This window comes from Alistipes sp. An66 (assembly GCF_002161445.1).
Classification (GTDB): domain Bacteria; phylum Bacteroidota; class Bacteroidia; order Bacteroidales; family Rikenellaceae; genus Alistipes; species Alistipes cottocaccae.
The window spans coordinates 40,790-59,548 of record NZ_NFHT01000009.1 but is presented as its reverse complement, the minus strand read 5'-3'; the positions used below and the strand labels follow the sequence as shown (position 1 = coordinate 59,548).

Below are 18,759 nucleotides of genomic sequence, written 5' to 3'. Positions count from 1 at the left end.
CGGTCGGATTTTGCGGCGCTTTCTGCCGATTCAAAAAGCACCAGAGTCTGCAACCGAAACGGTTACAGACTCTTGTACCTTTTGCCGCCAAAAGGTACCCCTTCAAGCCCCTTATAAAAAAGGGGTTATTCCCACTCGATCGTGGCGGGCGGTTTCGAGGAGATGTCGTAGACGACGCGGTTCACCCCCTTGACCTTGTTGATGATCTCGTTCGAGACGTCGGCCAGGAATTCGTAGGGAAGGTGCACCCAGTCGGCCGTCATGCCGTCCGTGGAGGTCACGGCACGCAGCGCCACGCAACGTTCATAGGTCCGTTCGTCGCCCATCACCCCGACGCTCTGAACCGGAAGCAGAATCGCCCCCGCCTGCCAGACCTGGTCGTACAGCCCCGCGGCACGCAGCGAGTCGATATAGATTTTGTCGACGTTCTGGAGAATTTCGACCTTCTCCGCCGTGATGTCGCCCAGAATGCGGATCGCAAGGCCCGGGCCCGGGAAGGGATGGCGCCCGATCAGCTGGTCCGAAATGCCCAGCGAACGACCCACGCGCCGCACTTCGTCCTTGAACAGAAGCCGCAGCGGCTCGACGATCCGCAGGTTCATCTTCTCGGGAAGACCTCCGACGTTGTGGTGCGACTTGATCGTCGCCGAGGGTCCGTTGACCGAACACGACTCGATCACGTCGGGATAGATCGTTCCCTGCGCCAGCCACCGCACATCCCGGATCTGCATGGCCTCCTCGTTGAAGACCTCCACGAAGTCGCGGCCGATGATCTTGCGCTTCGTCTCGGGGTCCGAAACGCCGGCCAGGTCGCCCAGGAACTTCGCCCCGGCCTTCACGCCCTTGACATTCAAGCCCATGTCCTTGTACGAAGCCAGCACCTCCTCAAACTCGTTCTTGCGCAGCAGGCCCGAGTCGACGAAGATGCAGTAGAGATTCCGGCCGATGGCCCTGTGCAGCAGCACCGCCGCCACCGACGAATCGACGCCGCCCGAAAGGCCCAGCACGACCTTGTCGCTGCCCAGCTTCTCGCGCAGCTCGCGCACGGTCGACTCCACGAAGCTCTCCGAGGTCCACGACTGCGCGCAACCGCAGATCCCGACCACGAAGTTCTTCAACAGCTGCTTGCCGTCGGTCGAATGGTAGACCTCGGGGTGGAACTGGATGCCCCACGTCCGTTCGCCCTCGATGCGGAAGGCCGCCACGCGCACGTCCTCCGTGCTGGCGACGATCTTGTAGGAGTCGGGCACACGCGTGATCGTGTCGCCGTGCGACATCCAGACCTGTGTCGGCGACGGAAGCCCCGCCATCAGGGCATCCGCCGGATCGCCCACCGTCAGCATCGCACGTCCGTACTCGCGGCTCGGGGCCGGCTGCACCTCACCCCCGAAGGCCGCGGCCAGGAACTGTGCGCCGTAGCAGACGCCCAGCAGCGGAAGGCGGCCCTTGATGGCCGAAAGATCGGGATTCGGGGCCTGGGCGTCCCGCACCGAATAGGGGCTGCCCGAGAGGATCACACCCCGCACCGACTCGTCCAGAGCCGGGATTTTGTTGAAGGGGTGGATCTCGCAATAGACGTTCAGTTCGCGCACGCGCCGCGCAATGAGCTGCGTGTACTGCGACCCGAAGTCGAGAATCAATATTTTTTCCATCGGTTCGAAATTATTCGTTTGGATCCGGAGGGAAGAATCAATGTTCGCTCGAATAGTTCGGGGCCTCGCTCGTGATCGTCACGTCGTGCGGGTGGCTCTCGTGCATGCCCGACGAGGTGATGCGGATGAACTGTGCGGTTTGCAGCGCCGGGATGTCCTTCGCTCCGCAATAGCCCATGCCCGAACGCAGACCGCCGATCAGCTGATAGACCGTCTCGCTCAACGCACCCTTGAACGGAACGCGGGCCACGATGCCTTCGGGGACGAGTTTGTTGATGTTCCCCTCGCAGCCCTTCTGGAAGTAGCGGTCGGCCGACCCGGCCTTCATGGCGTCGATCGAACCCATGCCGCGGTAGGCCTTGAACTTGCGGCCGTTGTAGATGATCGTCTCGCCCGGAGCCTCCTCCGTACCGGCGAACATCGAACCGATCATCACGCAGTCGCCGCCCGCAGCCAGCGCCTTGACGATGTCGCCCGAGTAGCGCAGTCCGCCGTCGGCAATGACCGGAACGCCCGATCCTTTGGCAGCCGACGCCGCGGCGTAGATCGCCGACAGCTGCGGAACACCCACACCGGCGATGATGCGCGTCGTGCAGATCGAACCCGGACCGATACCGACCTTGATGCCGTCGGCGCCCGCCTCGATGAGGAACTTCGCGGCTTCGGCCGTGGCGATGTTGCCCACGACGACATCCAGCGTCGGGTATTTCTCCTTGATTTCACGCAGCGTGCGCACGATGTTGCGCGAGTGTCCGTGTGCCGAGTCCAGCACCACGGCATCCACATCCTCGGCGACGAGCGCCGCGACACGCTCCATGGCGTCGGCCGTGATCCCCACGCCCGCAGCCACGCGCAGACGTCCCTTCTCGTCCTTGCAGGCGTTCGGATGGTCCTGCACCTTCGTGATATCCTTATAGGTGATCAGGCCCACGAGGTGTCCCTCGCCGTCCACCACCGGAAGTTTCTCGATCTTGTTGTTCAGCAGCACCTCCGAAGCGTGCGCCAGGTCGGTGCGGTGCGTCGTGATGAGCCGGTCGCCGGGGGTCATCACCTCCGCGATCCGGCGATCCATGTCCCGCTGGAAACGCAAATCCCGGTTCGTGACGATGCCGATCAACTTCCGATCCGCGTCCACAACCGGGATTCCTCCGATCTTGTTCTCCTTCATCAGATTCAGCGCGTCTCCTACGGTATTCTCCTTCGAGATGGTAACCGGATCGTAGATCATGCCGTTCTCCGCACGCTTCACACGGCGGACCTGGGCCGCCTGCTCCGAAATCGTCATGTTCTTGTGAATCACACCGATACCTCCCTCACGCGCCAGCGCTATGGCCAACGGAGCCTCCGTCACGGTATCCATCGCGGCAGATACGACCGGGATGTTGAGACTGATATTTCGCGAAAAACGGGTCCGGATATCGACCTCTCGCGGCAACACTTCCGAATAGGCGGGTACGAGCAGCACATCGTCGAACGTAAGTCCTTCGGGCTGAACCCTCTCATTGATAAAAGACATAATGAACGTGGATTTTTGTTGCTCGCAAAAGTAATCATTTTTTTCGAAACGGCCTAAAATCGGCGCCCCGTTCGACGACTTTTTATCAACATTTTATCAATACGGAGCGCCATTGCGGAAATTTTCATAGATTTGTAAAAAAGAGACCGCCGATATGTCAGTCCTGTTCCAACCCACAACCTCCGCACCCGGACGGACCCTCCGGGATGCGCATCGGAGAATCCGTCCGGGAGGGATCCTCCTCACGGCCGCCGCCGCGCTGCTCCTTGCCGCCTGCGGGCCCGACCGCCCGAAAAGCTCCCGGAATACGGCCGCCGAGCCCTCCGCACCCAACGTTGCGGCAACAGAAACCGCGCCCGCAACCGCCCGTTTCCGCGTCGATTCCATCGTGCACCTGCGCGGACGTGTGGTCCTGGGCCACGAGGTGCGGGCCTTCATTCCCGAGGGCGATACCGTCGAATACTGGATCGTCGACCGCAGCGGCGCACTCGAACGCGAATACGACCGCAAAACCGGCGGTCAGAAAAACGGCATGCCGGCCCGGGTCGAGCTGAAAGCCCGCTACAAGGGCCCGTCCGACGAGGGATTCGCGGCCGATTACGAGGGGGTCTTCGAGGTCGTGGAGATCCTCTCCGTCGAAAAGGACGAAGAGTAGGGTTCGGGAAATCTTCGCCGATCGAAAAAGAGGCGGGCGCCGTCGGTTGACAGCGCCCGTCTCTGCATTTCCGACCTCCGCGGCGGGATCAGTACTGCTCCTTCTCGTTGGGGAAGTCGCACGACTTGACATCGGCGACGTACTGCCCCACGGCCTCGGTCATCACCGTGTGCAGGTCGGCATAGCGGCGCAGGAAACGCGGCGAGAAACCCTTGTTGATGCCCAGCATGTCGTGGATCACCAGCACCTGGCCGTCGCAGCCCGGACCGGCCCCGATGCCGATCGTCGGCGTCGGGATCTCCGACGTCACGCGCGCGGCCAGCGCCGCCGGGATCTTTTCCAGCACGATGCCGAAGCACCCCGCCTCGCTCAACAGATGCGCGTCGCGGACCAGCTTCTCGGCCTCGGCCTCCTCCTTCGCCCGCACGGCGTAGGTCCCGAACTTGTGGATCGACTGCGGCGTCAGCCCCAGGTGCCCCATCACCGGAATGCCGGCCGAGAGGATCCGCTGCACCGATTCGAGGATCTCCTCGCCGCCCTCCATCTTCACGGCGTCGGCCTCGGTCTCCTTCATGATCCGGATGGCCGAGTCGAGGGCTACCTTCGAGTTGCCCTGGTAGGTGCCGAACGGAAGGTCCACGACCACCAGCGCCCGCTCCACGGCACGGACCACCGAGCGCGCATGGTAGATCATCATATCGAGCGTGATGGGCACCGTCGTCTCGTAACCGGACATGACGTTGGCCGCCGAGTCTCCGACGAGGATCACGTCGACACCCGCGGCATCGACGATCTTCGCCATCGAATAGTCATACGAGGTCAGCATGGCGATCTTTTCGCCGCGCTGCTTCATCTCCGTCAGGCGGTAGGTCGTCACCGCCCGGACTGTACTTTCTACGGACATTTCTTTCAGATTTTAGAATTTTCAGCGCGGCAAAGATAGCGCTTCGGATAGATTTGGCAAAAAAAACTCCACAGAACCACCCCGCCGCTCACCGCGACGTTGACCGAATGCTTCGTCCCGGCCTGCGGGATCTCCAACGCCCCGTCGCAACGGTCCACGGCCGGCTGGCTCACGCCGTCGACCTCGTTGCCGAAGACCAGCGCGTATTTCCGGCCCTCCTCCGGGCGGAACGTGTCGAGCATCGCGGCACCCTCGACCTGCTCCACGGCCAGCACCGTCCACCCCGCGGCACGCAGCGCGTCGATACACGACACGGTCGAGGCGCAGTACTCCCACGCCACGGTCTGCTCGGCGCCGAGCGCCGTCTTGTGGATCTCGCGCGAGGGCGGCGTCGCCGTGATCCCGCACAGCACGATCCGCTCCACGGCAAAGGCATCCCCCGTGCGGAAAAACGCCCCGACGTTCTGCGCCGAACGCACGTTGTCCAGCACCACCGTCACCGGCAGCCGCTCCCGTCCGGCGAACTCCTCCGGTGTCGGACGCCCCAGCTCTTCGTTCGTGATTTTACGCATATTCGGTCGTAATGAGTGATTTGTGCGGCAAAAGTAATCAAATAAAAAATATTTTGCCTATTTTTGAGGCCCAATTCAGAAGTTTTATGCCGTTGAAAAAGTTGCTGTCCCTGCTCTTCGCCGTCTTAATGGCGGGGGGGGGCCTCCGTGCCCAGGAACTCCTCGTCGGGGTCGACTTCGACAACCGCTTCGACAACCGCGAATATGCCGGAAACGAGTTCAACGTCCCCCAGACGCTGTTCAGCGCCCGGCTCACGCCCCTCGTCGGCGTCGAGTGGATGGAGAAGAACCGGCTCGTCGTCGGCGTCGAGATGCTGCGCAACTTCGGCCAGTACAACGCCCCGCGCGATCCCTTCATGAGCGACGTGAAGCCCCTGATGTACTACCGCTTCAAAACCCCGAACGTGCAGGCCGACGCCGGCATCTTCGACCGCGGGGAGCTCATGGGCGACTACTCCGCGGCCTTTTTCAGCGACTCCACCCGCTTCTACCACAACCGCCTGTCGGGATTCCTCGGACGCTACGTCTCCACCGAACGCCCCGGAACCTACATCGAACTGGCCATCGACTGGGAGGGGATGTTCTCCGCCGAGTCGCGCGAGATGTTCCGCATCCTCTCCGCGGGACGCTACTCGACACGCTCCGGATTCTACGTCGGATACGCCCTCTCGCTCTTCCACTTCGCCGGATCGGAACTCAACCGGAACGTCACGGACAACCTGCTCCTGAACCCGCACCTCGGGTGGAAGTTCAACGCCTTCTTCGACTTCGACATCCGCGGCGGGCTGCTCGCCGCCCCGCAGCGCGGCCGCAGCGTCGACAACCACTGGCGGCTGCCCTGCGGCGGACAGCTGGACATCGCAATCTCCCGCTGGGGCGTGAAGCTCGAAAACAACCTCTACCTGGGGCAGAACCTCCAACCCCTGCGCGGCTACATTGCCAACGCCGAAACCGGCGCGACCTACGCCGCCGAGGGACTCTACGCCGGAGAGTCGTTCTACGCCACCACGAAGCACGTCTACAACCGCACGTGGCTCGGTTACGACCGCCGCTTCTTCCACGACACGCTGCACGTCGAGGCCGGCATGGTCTTCCACTACGACGGCACGGGAATGGGAACCCAGCAGGTCGTGCAACTCTCGGTCAACCTGCAACGCCTGTTCGACATCGGGCCCCGGCGCCCCGCTCCCGGACACCGGCACGGACACGGCCCGCGGCATTGATTCCGACACCACCATTGATTCCAATATCTGTTACGATCAAGCAAATTCACGAAAAATATGGCAAGCGCAACCAACGAAACACGAGAGAAGTCGCTGAACTTCCTCGAAGAGATCATCGAAGAGTCCATCGCCAGGGGCGAAACCCGCGTCCAGACCCGCTTCCCGCCCGAACCCAACGGATACCTCCACATCGGCCACGCCAAGAGTATCTGCATCAACTTCGGACTGGCCCAGAAATACGGCGGCAAGTGCAACCTGCGCTTCGACGACACGAACCCCGTCAAGGAGGATGTCGAGTACGTCGACTCGATCAAGCGCGACATCCGCTGGCTGGGATTCGACTGGGCGCTGGAACGTTATGCGTCGGACTACTTCGACCAGCTCTACGAATGGGCCATCGTCCTGATCAAGAAGGGACTGGCCTACGTCGACGACCAGACGCAGGAGCAGATCCGCGAAAACCGCGGTACGGTCTCCGTGCCGGGCACGCCCTCGCCGTGGCGCGACCGTTCCGTGGAGGAGAACCTCGACCTCTTCCGCCGCATGAAGGAGGGTGAGTTCCCCGACGGGTCGAAGGTCCTCCGCGCGAAGATCGACATGGCACACCCGAACATGCTCTTCCGCGACCCGATCATGTACCGCATCATCCACGCCGAACACCACCGCACGGGCAACAAGTGGTGCATCTACCCGATGTACGACTACGCCCACGGCCAGAGCGACTCGATCGAGCAGATCACCCACTCGATCTGCACGCTCGAATTCGACGTCCACCGCCCGTTGTACGACTGGTTCATCCAGGCGCTGGACATCTATCCGTCGCACCAGTACGAGTTCGCGCGGCTGAACCTCACCTACACGATGATGTCGAAGCGCAAGCTGCTGAAACTCGTCCAGGAGGGCGCCGTGATGGGTTGGGACGACCCCCGCATGCCGACGATCTGCGCCCTGCGCCGCAAGGGGTACACCCCGGCTTCGGTGCGCAACTTCGCCGAGATGGTCGGCGTGGCCAAGCGCGACAACGTCATCGACCTCGCCAAGCTCGAATACTGCGTGCGCGAGGATCTGAACAAGGTCGCCGAGCGCCGCATGGCGGTGCTGAACCCGCTGAAAGTGACGGTCACGAACTACCCCGAAGGCAGGACCGAGCTGTTCACGGCCGTGAACAACCCCGAGGACGAGGCGGCCGGGACGCGTCAGGTGCCCTTCTCGCGCGTGATCTACATCGAGCGCGACGACTTCATGGAGAACCCGCCCAAGAAGTTCTTCCGCCTGCAACCCGGCGGCGAGGTGCGTCTGCGCTACTCCTATCTGATCAAGTGCGAGGAGGTCGTCAAGGATGCCGAGGGCAACATCACCGAGCTGTTGTGCACCTACGACCCGATGTCCGGAAACGGCTCGTCGAGCGACGGCCGCCGCGTGAAGGGCGTCATCCACTGGGTATCGGCGCAGGATGCCGTGGAGGCCGAGATCCGGCTCTTCAACCCGCTCTTCACGAAGGAGGATCCCGACGACGTGGAGGAGGGACAGACCTGGGAGGACAACCTCAATCCGGAGTCGATGGTCAGGATCAAGGGCTATCTGGAACCGTCGCTGCGCGAGATTCCCGTGGGTCAGGCCGTGCAGTTCGAGCGTGTGGGCTACTTCTGCCCCGACACGGACTCGACGCCCGAGCATCCGGTCTTCAACCGCACCGTGACGCTCAAAGACTCCTGGGCCAAGATCAACAAATAGGATCGGCCCCGGCCCCGCGCAACGGAGCTTCCACCCAAAAAACACCCGACCTCGCAGGAGGCCGGGTGTTTTTTTGTCGAATCGAGAAACGATGCAAGGCAGGGAAGACTCCGCGAGACCTTTATTTATAAATCGACCGGTTGGATTCCGGCCGAAAGAACGGATCCGCGTCGGATCACATCATCCGCCCGAAGGTGCGGCCGCCCAGCAGGTAGCGCGCAACGATCGAACCCCGGTAGATATGCCCGGCGTGCCCCTTGCGTGCCGACCGGATCGCCCGCCGCTTCTTCGCCAGCGAAGGATGCCACCGGAAAAAGTCCCGCCAGGCCCGGAACACCGCCCGGAAGTTGTCCGCACGCCCCTGCATGAGGTACGAAAGCGCCGCCAGCAGATCCAGCGCCGGGCGCAGAAGGGCCACCAGCAGCCGCTGTCCCGACGAGGTGCACTTGTAGAGCATCGCCAGATTGTTGCGGTGGTTATAGAAGACCTTCGACGGCGAATCGGTCTGCAAGGTCCCGCCCCCGAGGTGGTAGACCGCGCTCGCGGGAACCACCCGCACGCGGTAACCCGCCAGCTGCATGCGCCAGCAAAGGTCAATCTCCTCCATGTGGGCGAAGAAGTCGTCGTCGAAGCCCCCCAGCGCCCGGAACACCCCGGCCCGGCAGCAGAACGCCGCGCCGCTCACCCAGAAGAGGTCCCGCTCGTCGTCGTACTGGCCCCGGTCCTCCTCCACCGCCCGCAGGATCCGGCCCCGGCAGAAGGGGTATCCCAACAGGTCGATATATCCGCCTGCGGCCCCGGCGTACTCGAACATCCGGCGATCCTCCGACGAGATCAGCTTCGGCGAAACCACCGCCACATCCGGATTCCGGTCCAGCGTATCGAGCAGCGGCTCCAGCCACCCCGCCGGGGTCTCCACGTCGGAGTTCAGCAGGATGTAATAGTCCGCCTCGACCTGTTCCAGCGCCCGGTTGTAGCCCCCGGCAAAGCCGTAGTTGCTGTCCAGACGCACCACCCGCACCGTGGGGAACTCCGCCGTCAGGAGCGCCACCGAATCGTCCGTCGATCCGTTGTCGGCCACGACAACCTCCACCTCCGGCGGGGCCGCCGCGACAACCGACGGCAGAAAACGGCGCAGGTGATCCACGCCGTTCCAGTTCAGTATGACGATTTTAGCGACTGACATTCCGTTTGTGTTTCCAACGCCGGTGCGACCACATCCACAACTCGGGACGGCGGCGGATCTCCGCCTCCAACAGCCGCACGTAACGTTCCGTGATTTCATGCTCCGCGACCTCCTCCCGACCGTCGTAGATCGGCTCGAACGACATCTCGTAGCGGCCCCGCGCCACCCGGTCCAGCTTCACGAAGTAGACCGGAAGGTGGCAGCGCAGCGCCAGTTTCTCGCCGCCGTCGAAGAAGATCGTATCCTGATTCAGGAACCGGAACCAGTGGCTGTCGGGACGCCGCGGCGGATTCTGGTCCGCGATGAGTCCCATGACAAGATTCTTGCCACGGATTCCCTTGTCGCGGTTCCGCAGGTAGAAGCGAAGGCTCTCCTTCATCGAAACCGTCGTCGCGTAGTCCCCGTTGCGGAGCCGCTGGTAGAGGGCCTCCATGACCTTGCTCCGCAGCGGGTGGTAGACCGCCACGACGATCTGCGACGCAACGTAAAGCCCCCAGAACGAACAGTATTCCCAGCATCCGTAGTGGGCCGTCATGGCGATCCAGTCGCGCCCTTCGACCTTTTGCCGATGCTCCTCCAACCCCTTCACCGTCAGAGCGGCGCGCCCCTTGTCCGGAGTCAGGTGCGCCAGATCGAGCGTATCCACGAAGATCTCCGCCAGCGTGCGGTAGAACCGACGCCGGATCTCCGCCAGCTCCTCCTCGCTCTTCTCCGGGAACGAGTTCCGCAGGTTCGTCTTCACCACCGACATCCGGTAGCGGACGCAGCGGTACAGCACCACATAGAGCAGATTCTCCACGACATGATACTTGAACCAGCGGGGCATCACCGAAAACACGTACGCACAGCCCCAGAGCACCTCCAAACCGATCCGCTGCATGAAATTCAAGTCCGTCCGTTTCATCGTTCTTGCTCGATCAGGGTTCCACGAAAAGTTTCACGTTCTCGACCTTCGTCCGCAGGCGCAGCCAGTTTTTCAACGTCTCGACGTCGACCGGCTGTGCGGGGTCCCTGCGCGTGATCACGCACACGAGCGTCGTATCGCCCGGCTGGCCCGCCACGTCGAACGTGATGCCCTTCATCAGCGACACCGCCCGCACGTTCTCCGCCAGAGCGCCCATCTCCCGCGACACGTCGTTCACCTCGACATCCGTCACGCGGTAGCGTTTCAGCTGCGAGGTCATCTCCTCGATGCGGCGGTTCTTCTCCGCAAGCAGCTCCTGATAGTTCCGCTGCAACAGCCCCACATCGACCCGGTCCTCCGTATTGGCCTGCCGGACGACGAGTTCGACCTCCTCGAGGCCGAATCCGTCCAGCTGCGCCCGGGCGTTCTCGATCACCTCCTCGCCCAGCGGTTCGCCCACGAGCAGCAGCTCGATCCGCGACGGTTTTTTCCCGTGCGCATAGTGTTTGTTGCATTCGATTACGCGCGTATGGGGGAAGTTGAAGACCTGCGTCACGTATTTGTCGGCCGTAGCTTCGAAAAGCGAGACCTGCACCATGTGGAAGCCGATCACGACGCTCGGAATGAACGTCACGAGCGTGATGGCCATCATCAGCCGCTTGACGGTGCGTTCGCGGGCCTTGTCGATGAAGACCTTCTTTTCGTAACCCAGAAAACGCACCACCAGATAGGTGGCCAGGGCGATGAAGACCGAGTTGATGAAGAAGAGGTAGAAGGCTCCGAAGAAGAAGCGGATCTGCCCCGTGGCGAGTCCGAAGCCCGCCGTGCAGAGAGGCGGGATCAGCGCCGTGGCGATGGCCACGCCCGGAATGACCGTCGAGGTACGGTCCTGCCGTGTCTGGGCCACCATGCCGGCCAGGCCGCCGAACAGGGCGATCAGCACGTCGTAGGTCGTCGGGACCGTACGGGCCAGCAACTCGCTGCTGTTCGACGAGAGCGGCGAGATGAAGAAGTAGACCGTCGAGGTGATGATCGCCACGATGAACATCAGCGCCAGGTTGCGCAGCGACCGCTTCAAGAGTTCGAAATCGTTGATTCCCAGCGACAGCCCCACGCCCATGATCGGGCCCATGATCGGAGAGATGAGCATCGCGCCGATGATCACCGCCGCCGAATTGACGTTCAGGCCCAGCGAGGCGACCATCGTGGCGAAGATCAGCACCCAGAGGTTCACGCCCCGGAACTCCACGCCCTTCGAGATGTTGGCGACCACCTCGTCGCGCTGCGCCTTGTCGTCCTCGAGGCTGAAACGCCCTTTCAGGAATTCACGCATTTCACCGAGCCACGCCGCAAACGAGCTCGGCGCATTCGGTGTATTTTCCGTTTGTTCATGCTTCTTCATGATCGTCAGTTTCAGTTTGTCCGGGCTCCTCCTGCGCACGGCGCGACCGGGGTTTCCCGGCAACGACCAGCACGAATTCGCCCTTGGGTTCGTGCGTGCGGAAGTGTTCCAGCACCTCGGCGACGGTGCCCCGCACGGTCTGTTCGAATTTCTTGGTCAGTTCGCGCGACACGGAGACCGCACGCTCCGGGCCGAAAACCTCGGCGAACTGTTCCAGGCACTTCACCACGCGGTACGGAGACTCATAGAAGATCATCGTGCGCTCCTCGTCGGCCAGCGTCTGCAAATGCTTGCTGCGGCCCTTCTTCTGCGGGAGGAAGCCCTCGAAGCAGAAGCGGTCGCACGGGAATCCGCTCTGGACCAGCGCCGGGATCAGCGCCGTGGCGCCCGGCAGCGTCTCGACCTCGATGCCCGCCTCGACGCACGTGCGCACCAGCAGGAACCCCGGATCCGAGATTCCCGGCGTCCCGGCGTCCGAGACCAGCGCGGCGTTGCGCCCTGCGGCGATCGACTCGGCGACCAGCTGTACGGTGGCGTGTTCGTTGAACTTGTGGTGCGAGCGGAGTTTCTGCTCGATGCCGAGGTGTTTGAGCAGGAACGACGTCGTGCGCGTATCCTCGGCCAGCACGAAATCCACGGCGCGCAGCACGTTCACCGCGCGCAGCGTGATGTCGTCCAGATTGCCGATCGGCGTCGGTACGATATAGAGTTTGGCCATGCCGTCAGGCGAATTTGCGTTCGAGAAGGTCCATCAGGAGTTTGGCGCCGTCGGAATTGGGGTTCCAGGCGTAGTGTTCCGCGATGTAGATCATGCAGTCGTCGAGATCCCCGCAGTCGTTGAGCGTTCCGATGGCGCGTTCGTAGGCTTCGCCGTCGCCGTCGAACAGGTCGCGGATCAGCAGGAACTTGTCGTTCAGGCCGATGGCCTTGCGCAGGTCCGTGACGGGTTCGTTGCGCAGCAGCTCCGAGGCCACGTCGCGCGGCGGTGCGATCGTATCGGCCAGCGTCTGCACGTCGTGGTTGATCACCTCGCCCAGCACGGCGCCGCCCGGGGAATTCGTGAGTCCGGGCTCCTGCCGGATTTTCAGCGTCGGCACCTCTTCCGCCCCCTCGGAGCCATCCGCCGGCTCCGGAATCGCCGGAGTTGCGGAGGGTTCGGCGGCCGGGGATTCGGCGGCAGCCTGTGGTGCGGGCACACCGTCCGTCGCCGGAGCGGGAGCGGCATTCTCCGCGGCGTCCGGTTCGGCAGCCGGTCCGACGTTCGGCTCCGGGACCGGCTCAACGGCCGGTTCGGGAGCGTCGAGTCCGGGATCCGGTCCGGCGACGGTCTCGACGTTGATCTCCTCGAAAACAGTCTCGGGCTCCTCCTCACGGGGCTGTTCGGACGGCCGGGCATCGGCGGCCGGGGCCGGAACGGACGGAGCGGAGGATGTTTGCCGGACGGAGATCGTCTCCACCTCCGGATTCGGATCGTAGAGCGACATGATCACCCGCTGCTTGTGGCGATGGCGGACAACCGCCTCGTCTTCCAGTCCGAAGAGCGTGGGTGCCGCATGCGGCCGGGGTTTCTCCGGCGCGGCCCCTTCGGCGGCCGGGGACTCCGCGGCAGATTCCGGAGCAGGTTCAGCGACCGGTTCCGAAGCCGGTTCCGACCCGGTGACGGGGCCCGCCGACACAGGCTCCGGGATCGGAGCGGATTCCGGTGCGGCGACCGGTTCCGCGGGCACGGGAGTCTCGGCCACAGGCTCCGGGATCGGAGCGGATTCCGGTGCGGCGACCGGTTCCGCGGGCACGGGCTCCGGTTCGGCAACCGGAACGACCTCCGGCTCCGCAATGATCGGCTCCGCAGCCAAAGGCGCTTCGTCCAGCGGCTCCGCAGCCGGGAAGACCGGAGCGGCCGGGACGATCGGGGGAACCGCCGGATCCGCGGAAACAGGGCCCGCCGGTTCATCCGGATCCGGGAAACCGTCGAGCGAAAGCACCGCTCCGAGGTCGAGGGATTCGGGAAGCAGTTCCGCTTCGGGGTCCGTCTCTGCGGGCATTTCCGCCCGTCCGGATTCGGCAAAGCGAACCGTCTCATAGAGATTGCGCAACTTTTCCAGGGCCAGGTCGCGCTCCACGGCCGGTATTTCATTCCGCTGCGACCATCCGTCGACCAGCGTCGTGAGCCGTCGCAGTTCCTCCTGTATGGTGTTCCAATCCATGGTCCGTTCAGTTTAGACCTTCAAAGATACGCATAAACCTCCGTTCGGCAAAACAATCCCCGGGATAATTTTCCACAACACCCCGCCGGACGATTTTCACCCCCGCAAAGGGGCGCAACTCCGATAAAATTCACTATCTTTGCGCTGCGAATATCAAAAACCCGAAATACATGGCATTACAATGCGGCATCGTCGGTTTGCCGAACGTGGGCAAGTCGACGCTTTTCAACTGCCTCTCCAACGCGAAGGCGCAGGCGGCCAACTTCCCCTTCTGCACCATCGAACCCAACGTGGGCGTCATCACCGTCCCCGACCAGCGGCTGATCCGCCTGGCCGAAATCGACAACCCCAAGCGGGTGGTCCCCACGACGATCGAGATCGTCGACATCGCCGGGCTGGTCAAGGGCGCCTCGAAGGGCGAAGGCCTCGGCAACAAGTTCCTCGGCAACATCCGCAACACGAATGCCATCATCCACGTGCTGCGCTGCTTCGACAACGGCAACATCACCCACGTCGACGGGTCGATCGACCCCGTGCGCGACAAGGGGATCATCGACACCGAACTCCAACTCAAAGACCTCGAAACCGTCGAGAACCGCCTGGCCAAGACCCAGAAACAGGCTACGTCGGGCGGCGACAAGAACGCCAAACGCGCCGTGGAACTGTTGTTGCAGTACAAGTCCGTGCTGGAACAGGGGCGCTCGGCCCGCACCGTGGAGCTCGACAGGGAGGACCGCAAACTGGTCGCCGACCTCAACCTGCTGACCGACAAACCGGTTCTCTACGTCTGCAACGTCGACGAGAAGAGCGCCGCCACGGGCAACGCCTACACCGAGGCCGTGCGTAAGGCGATCGCCGACGAGCGGGCCGAGATGCTCGTCATCGCAGCGGCCACCGAGGCCGACATCGCCGAGTTGGAGAGTTACGAGGAGCGCCAGATGTTCCTCGAGGACCTCGGGCTCGAAGAGTCGGGCGTGGCGCGCCTGATCAAGGCCGCCTACAAGCTCCTCAACCTCGAAACCTTCTTCACCACCGGAGCCGACGAGACCCGCGCCTGGACCTACTCGCGCGGCATGAAGGCCCCGCAGACCGCCGGCATCATCCACACCGACTTCGAGAAGGGATTCATCCGCGCCGAGGTGATCAAGTACGACGACTACGTGGCGCTCGGTTCCGAAAAGGCGTGCCGCGACGCCGGAAAGATCGGCATCGAAGGCAAGGAGTATGTCGTCCAGGACGGCGACATCATGCACTTCCTCTTCAACGTCTGACCCCGGGAAGGACAAGAGCGGAGGAAGAAAGAGTGATGTGAAGGAAAACAAAACGAGAAAAGAGAACACGAATAACGTACCCGAAAAACCGGTTGACCATGAAAAACGCGAAGTACCTCCTTTTGGGAATTGCAGCCATCGTCTGCGCCGCCGTGCTCGCACGAGCCTACACCTACAAGTACCGTTCGCAGGACACGATCGTCGTGACAGGATTGGGCGAAACGGAGTTCACCTCCGACCTGATCGTCTGGTCCGGCACCCTCACGGCCGAAGCCCAGCAGGTTGCCGCCGGATACGCCCAGATCGAGCAGAGCAAGGCCAAGGTCCAGCACTACCTCGAAGAGAAGGGACTCCCGGCCGATGCCGTGGTCTTCGAGTTCGTCAACGTCGACAAGCAGTTCGACCCGGTCTACAACGCCAACGGCAACTGGGCCGGCGAACGCTTCCGCTGCTACCGGCTGCGGCAGCGCTTCACGGTCGAGTCGCACGACGTGGAGCGCGTGGAGACCATCTCGCGGGAAATCTCCTCGCTCATCGCACAGGGCGTCTCGATCGAGGCCTACGCCCCGGACTACTACTACACGAAACTCGACGACGTGAAGATGGGACTCATCGAGACCGCCTCGGCCGACGCCCGGATGCGCGCCCAGAAGATCGCCGAGAACGCCGGAACGAAGATCGGCCGCGTGGCCTCGGCCCGCATGGGGGTTTTCCAGATCACCGGCGCCAACACCAACGAGGAGTTCTCGGCCGGCGGGTCGTTCAACACGTCGAGCCGCAACAAGAAGGCCCGCATCACCATGCGGATCGAATACCGGGTGAAATAAGCTAAAAATAACAAAAACAGCATAAATGTCCATGAAAAGACCTGTCCGGGTGCGCTTCGCACCCAGCCCCACCGGACCGCTCCACATCGGCGGCGTCCGCACGGCTCTCTACAACTACCTCTTCGCCCGCCAGCACGGCGGTACGATGATCCTCCGCATCGAAGATACCGACTCGCAGCGCTTCGTTCCCGGCGCCGAGGAGTACATCATGGAGTCGCTCCGCTGGTGCGGCATCCAGATCGACGAGGGCGTCGGCGTCGGAGGCCCCCACGCCCCCTACCGCCAGAGCGAACGCCGCGAAATCTATCTCAAATACGCCTTGCAGCTCGTCGAGGCCGGCTGGGCCTACTACGCCTTCGATACGGCCGAGGAGCTCGACGCGCTGCGCCGGGAGGCCGAAGCGCGCGGCGAGGCCTTCGCCTACAACTACGCCGTGCGCGGGAAACTGGCCACGTCGCTGGCCCTCCCGGCCGAGGAGGTCCGGGCCCGCATCGACCGCGGAGACCAGTGGGTCATCCGCTTCAAGATGCCCGAAAACCAGCTGGTCGAGATGGACGACCTGATCCGCGGACACGTCGAGGTCAACACCTCGACGCTCGACGACAAGGTGCTCTACAAGTCGGCCGACGCCCTGCCGACCTACCACCTCGCGAACATCGTCGACGACCACCTGATGGAGGTCTCGCACGTCATCCGCGGCGAAGAGTGGCTGCCCTCGCTGCCGTTGCACTACCTGCTCTACAAGGCCTTCGGGTGGGAGGATTCGCAGCCCGCCTTCGCACACCTGCCGCTGCTGCTCAAACCCACCGGCGGCGGCAAGCTCTCGAAGCGCGACGGCGACAAGATGGGATTCCCGGTCTTCCCGCTCTTCTGGAAATCCCCGACGACGGGCGAGACGGCCCGCGGATACCGCGAGGACGGCTACTTCCCCGAGGCGTTCATCAACATGCTGGCGCTGCTGGGCTGGAACCCCGGCACCGAGCAGGAGATCTTCTCGATGCAGGAGCTCATCGACAGCTTCTCGCTGGAACGCGTCTCGAAATCCGGCGCCCGCTTCCAGCCCGACAAGGCCAAGTGGTTCAACGCCCAGTACATGCACCACAAGACCGACGCCGAACTGGCCGCGCTCTACCAGCCGATCCTGCGCGGGCACGGCATCGAGGTGTCGGACGAACTGGCCGGCAAGGCCGCCGGAATCATGAAGGAGCGTGCCACGTTCATCACCGACCTGTGGGACCTGACGTCGTTCTTCTTCGTCGCGCCGACCGAATACGAGGAGAAGCAGACCCGCAAGTACTGGAAGGGGCAGAACCCGGCGATCCTGCGCGAGGTGCGCGAAGTCCTTGCCTCGATCGACGACTTCTCGCTCGAAAACACCGAACGCATCGTCCACGCCTGGATCGAGGAGAAGGGATACGGCATGGGACAGGTGATGAACACGCTGCGGCTGGCCCTCGTGGGCGCCGGCAAGGGCCCCGGGATGTACGACGTCACGGCCTTCATCGGCAAGGAGGAGTGCCTGCGCCGCATCGACCGCATCCTCGAAGTGCTGCCCCCGGTCGAATAGCTTCCCCGGAAACACGAACGAATCTAAAACTACACGGAACATGGTAAGTATTGAACAGAACGTATGGGGCATGACCCCCGAGGGTGAAGCGATCATCCTCTATACGCTGCGCAACGACAAGGGCGCCGAGGTGCAGCTGTCGAACTTCGGAGCGGCGATCGTCTCCGTGAAGATGCCCGACCGCGAGGGCCGCATGGCCGACGTCGTGCTGGGCTACAAGCATCCCGAAGGCTACTTCTTCGACGGGGCCGCCTCGGGAAAGAGCGTCGGGCGCTGCGCCAACCGCATCGCCTTCGGGCGCATGACGGTCGACGGCAAGGAGTACCGCCTCGAAGTCAACAACGGCGTGAACCACCTCCACGGCGGTACGAAGAACTTCGCCAACCGCGTCTGGGAGAGCCGCGTGGAGACCAACCGCGTGGTGATGGCCCTCACGTCGGAGGACGGCGACCAAGGCTATCCCGGCGAACTGTATGTCGAGGCGGTGTTCGACTTCGACGACGACAACGCACTGGAAATCACCTACAAGGCCAAGACCACGCGGACGACGGTCGTGAACCTCACGAACCACGTCTACTTCAACCTCGCGGGCGAAGAGAGCGGTTCGGTGCTCGACCACGAGTTGCAGCTGAACAGCTCGAAAATTCTGGAAATGAACGACAAGCAGATCCCTACGGGAAAATTGCTCGATGTGGAGGGCACGCCGCAGGATTTCCGCGAGTTCCGTTCGTTCCGGCCGGGCATCGACGCGGAGTTCAACCACATCCGCGACTTCCGCGGTTACGACCATCCGTTCGTGATCGACGGCTGGAAGCCCGGCATTCTGGGCGAAGTGGGGACGCTGCGCGAAACGAAGTCGGGCCGCACGGTGACGGTCCTGACGTCGCAGCCCAGCGTGATGATCTACACCGGGAACTGGCTTTCGGGCGGCTGCCCCGAGACGAAATCGGGCGGTCGTTACGAGGATTACGCCGGCGTGGCGATGGAGTGCCAGAACTACCCCGATGCGGTGAACCATCCGGAGTTCCCTTCGCCGCTGCTCCACCCCGACGAGTTCTACTGCCAGAAGATCGTCTTCCGCTTCGGCACCTGCTGACACGGAAAAAGTATTCGATAATCAATATCAAGGTCGGATGAAATGT

Annotated in this window: 16 protein-coding genes; 7 read left to right on the top strand and 9 right to left on the bottom strand. The window is 63.0% G+C overall.

The genetic code is table 11. The annotated features are described in order from the left end of the window. Window positions 1-125: 125 nt before the first annotated feature. Window positions 126-1,652 (bottom strand): glutamine-hydrolyzing GMP synthase, encoded by a 1,527-nt coding sequence (gene guaA / locus B5G16_RS07655; protein ID WP_087262911.1) that lies wholly within the window; start codon window positions 1,650-1,652, stop codon window positions 126-128. 37 nt (window positions 1,653-1,689) lie between these two features. Then, window positions 1,690-3,168 carry an IMP dehydrogenase gene (gene guaB, locus B5G16_RS07650; RefSeq protein ID WP_087262908.1) on the bottom strand — a complete coding sequence of 493 codons (1,479 nt, stop codon included), beginning with the start codon at window positions 3,166-3,168 and terminating at the stop codon, window positions 1,690-1,692. A gap of 154 nt (window positions 3,169-3,322) precedes the next feature. On the opposite strand from guaB, the gene B5G16_RS07645 reads away from it, so the two are divergent. Then, a complete protein-coding gene (locus B5G16_RS07645) occupies window positions 3,323-3,823 on the top strand; it encodes a hypothetical protein (protein ID WP_087262906.1) in 501 nt (166 codons plus the stop codon). 88 nt (window positions 3,824-3,911) lie between these two features. Here B5G16_RS07645 and panB read toward each other — a convergent pair whose 3' ends face one another. Beyond that, a complete protein-coding gene (gene panB, locus B5G16_RS07640) occupies window positions 3,912-4,727 on the bottom strand; it encodes a 3-methyl-2-oxobutanoate hydroxymethyltransferase (RefSeq protein ID WP_087262903.1) in 816 nt (271 codons plus the stop codon). A 5-nt stretch (window positions 4,728-4,732) separates the two neighbouring features. Then, window positions 4,733-5,299, bottom strand: a complete 567-nt coding sequence (locus tag B5G16_RS07635; protein WP_087262901.1) for an RNA methyltransferase — start codon at window positions 5,297-5,299, stop codon at window positions 4,733-4,735. Between the two features lie 86 nt (window positions 5,300-5,385). Here B5G16_RS07635 and B5G16_RS07630 point away from each other — a divergent pair, with 86 nt between their 5' ends. Together B5G16_RS07630 and B5G16_RS07625 are read left to right on the top strand one after the other, a co-directional pair. Further along, entirely contained in the window at window positions 5,386-6,522 is a 1,137-nt protein-coding gene (locus B5G16_RS07630; protein WP_087262899.1) for a hypothetical protein, read from the top strand. A gap of 57 nt (window positions 6,523-6,579) precedes the next feature. After that, window positions 6,580-8,256 carry a glutamine--tRNA ligase/YqeY domain fusion protein gene (locus tag B5G16_RS07625; RefSeq protein ID WP_087262896.1) on the top strand — a complete coding sequence of 559 codons (1,677 nt, stop codon included), beginning with the start codon at window positions 6,580-6,582 and terminating at the stop codon, window positions 8,254-8,256. A 175-nt stretch (window positions 8,257-8,431) separates the two neighbouring features. On the opposite strand, the gene B5G16_RS07620 is transcribed toward B5G16_RS07625, so the two are convergent. Genes B5G16_RS07620 through B5G16_RS07600 form a run of 5 tightly spaced genes read right to left on the bottom strand, consistent with a single transcriptional unit; the run spans window position 8,432 to window position 13,952 of the window. Further along, window positions 8,432-9,442, bottom strand: a complete 1,011-nt coding sequence (locus B5G16_RS07620) for a glycosyltransferase family 2 protein (protein WP_087262894.1) — start codon at window positions 9,440-9,442, stop codon at window positions 8,432-8,434. Continuing rightward, entirely contained in the window at window positions 9,429-10,346 is a 918-nt protein-coding gene (locus B5G16_RS07615) for a lysophospholipid acyltransferase family protein (RefSeq protein ID WP_087262892.1), read from the bottom strand. The genes B5G16_RS07620 and B5G16_RS07615 overlap by 14 nt, the downstream gene beginning before the upstream one ends. Before the next feature lie 13 nt (window positions 10,347-10,359). Beyond that, on the bottom strand, window positions 10,360-11,748 hold the full coding sequence (locus B5G16_RS07610) for a TIGR00341 family protein (protein WP_087262890.1): 1,389 nt from the start codon (window positions 11,746-11,748) through the stop codon (window positions 10,360-10,362). Continuing rightward, entirely contained in the window at window positions 11,735-12,466 is a 732-nt protein-coding gene (gene rsmI / locus B5G16_RS07605) for a 16S rRNA (cytidine(1402)-2'-O)-methyltransferase (protein ID WP_087262887.1), read from the bottom strand. Before rsmI ends, B5G16_RS07610 begins: the two co-directional genes overlap by 14 nt. Window positions 12,467-12,470: 4 nt before the next feature. Further along, window positions 12,471-13,952 carry a hypothetical protein gene (locus B5G16_RS07600; RefSeq protein ID WP_087262885.1) on the bottom strand — a complete coding sequence of 494 codons (1,482 nt, stop codon included), beginning with the start codon at window positions 13,950-13,952 and terminating at the stop codon, window positions 12,471-12,473. 170 nt (window positions 13,953-14,122) lie between these two features. Between B5G16_RS07600 and ychF the strand changes: the two genes are divergently transcribed. The 4 genes from ychF (at window position 14,123) to B5G16_RS07580 (ending at window position 18,713) form a co-directional block, all read left to right on the top strand. Further along, window positions 14,123-15,223 carry a redox-regulated ATPase YchF gene (gene ychF / locus B5G16_RS07595; protein ID WP_087262883.1) on the top strand — a complete coding sequence of 367 codons (1,101 nt, stop codon included), beginning with the start codon at window positions 14,123-14,125 and terminating at the stop codon, window positions 15,221-15,223. 98 nt (window positions 15,224-15,321) lie between these two features. Further along, window positions 15,322-16,050 carry an SIMPL domain-containing protein gene (locus B5G16_RS07590; RefSeq protein WP_087262880.1) on the top strand — a complete coding sequence of 243 codons (729 nt, stop codon included), beginning with the start codon at window positions 15,322-15,324 and terminating at the stop codon, window positions 16,048-16,050. Window positions 16,051-16,081: 31 nt separating this feature from the next. Then, window positions 16,082-17,617 carry a glutamate--tRNA ligase gene (gene gltX / locus B5G16_RS07585; RefSeq protein ID WP_087262878.1) on the top strand — a complete coding sequence of 512 codons (1,536 nt, stop codon included), beginning with the start codon at window positions 16,082-16,084 and terminating at the stop codon, window positions 17,615-17,617. A gap of 40 nt (window positions 17,618-17,657) precedes the next feature. Continuing rightward, window positions 17,658-18,713: an aldose epimerase family protein gene (locus B5G16_RS07580; RefSeq protein WP_087262876.1), complete on the top strand. Its 1,056-nt coding sequence runs from the start codon at window positions 17,658-17,660 to the stop codon at window positions 18,711-18,713. Window positions 18,714-18,759 lie beyond the last annotated feature (46 nt).

What these genes read in the sequence shown, in the direction of transcription:
- guaA (WP_087262911.1), bottom strand. Translation starts at nt 1,652, where the DNA reads ATGGAAAAAATATTGATTCTCGACTTCGGGTCGCAGTACACGCAGCTC.
- guaB (WP_087262908.1), bottom strand. Translation starts at nt 3,168, where the DNA reads ATGTCTTTTATCAATGAGAGGGTTCAGCCCGAAGGACTTACGTTCGAC.
- B5G16_RS07645 (WP_087262906.1), top strand. Translation starts at nt 3,323, where the DNA reads ATGTCAGTCCTGTTCCAACCCACAACCTCCGCACCCGGACGGACCCTC.
- panB (WP_087262903.1), bottom strand. Translation starts at nt 4,727, where the DNA reads ATGTCCGTAGAAAGTACAGTCCGGGCGGTGACGACCTACCGCCTGACG.
- B5G16_RS07635 (WP_087262901.1), bottom strand. Translation starts at nt 5,299, where the DNA reads ATGCGTAAAATCACGAACGAAGAGCTGGGGCGTCCGACACCGGAGGAG.
- B5G16_RS07630 (WP_087262899.1), top strand. Translation starts at nt 5,386, where the DNA reads ATGCCGTTGAAAAAGTTGCTGTCCCTGCTCTTCGCCGTCTTAATGGCG.
- B5G16_RS07625 (WP_087262896.1), top strand. Translation starts at nt 6,580, where the DNA reads ATGGCAAGCGCAACCAACGAAACACGAGAGAAGTCGCTGAACTTCCTC.
- B5G16_RS07620 (WP_087262894.1), bottom strand. Translation starts at nt 9,442, where the DNA reads ATGTCAGTCGCTAAAATCGTCATACTGAACTGGAACGGCGTGGATCAC.
- B5G16_RS07615 (WP_087262892.1), bottom strand. Translation starts at nt 10,346, where the DNA reads ATGAAACGGACGGACTTGAATTTCATGCAGCGGATCGGTTTGGAGGTG.
- B5G16_RS07610 (WP_087262890.1), bottom strand. Translation starts at nt 11,748, where the DNA reads ATGAAGAAGCATGAACAAACGGAAAATACACCGAATGCGCCGAGCTCG.
- rsmI (WP_087262887.1), bottom strand. Translation starts at nt 12,466, where the DNA reads ATGGCCAAACTCTATATCGTACCGACGCCGATCGGCAATCTGGACGAC.
- B5G16_RS07600 (WP_087262885.1), bottom strand. Translation starts at nt 13,952, where the DNA reads ATGGATTGGAACACCATACAGGAGGAACTGCGACGGCTCACGACGCTG.
- ychF (WP_087262883.1), top strand. Translation starts at nt 14,123, where the DNA reads ATGGCATTACAATGCGGCATCGTCGGTTTGCCGAACGTGGGCAAGTCG.
- B5G16_RS07590 (WP_087262880.1), top strand. Translation starts at nt 15,322, where the DNA reads ATGAAAAACGCGAAGTACCTCCTTTTGGGAATTGCAGCCATCGTCTGC.
- gltX (WP_087262878.1), top strand. Translation starts at nt 16,082, where the DNA reads ATGAAAAGACCTGTCCGGGTGCGCTTCGCACCCAGCCCCACCGGACCG.
- B5G16_RS07580 (WP_087262876.1), top strand. Translation starts at nt 17,658, where the DNA reads ATGGTAAGTATTGAACAGAACGTATGGGGCATGACCCCCGAGGGTGAA.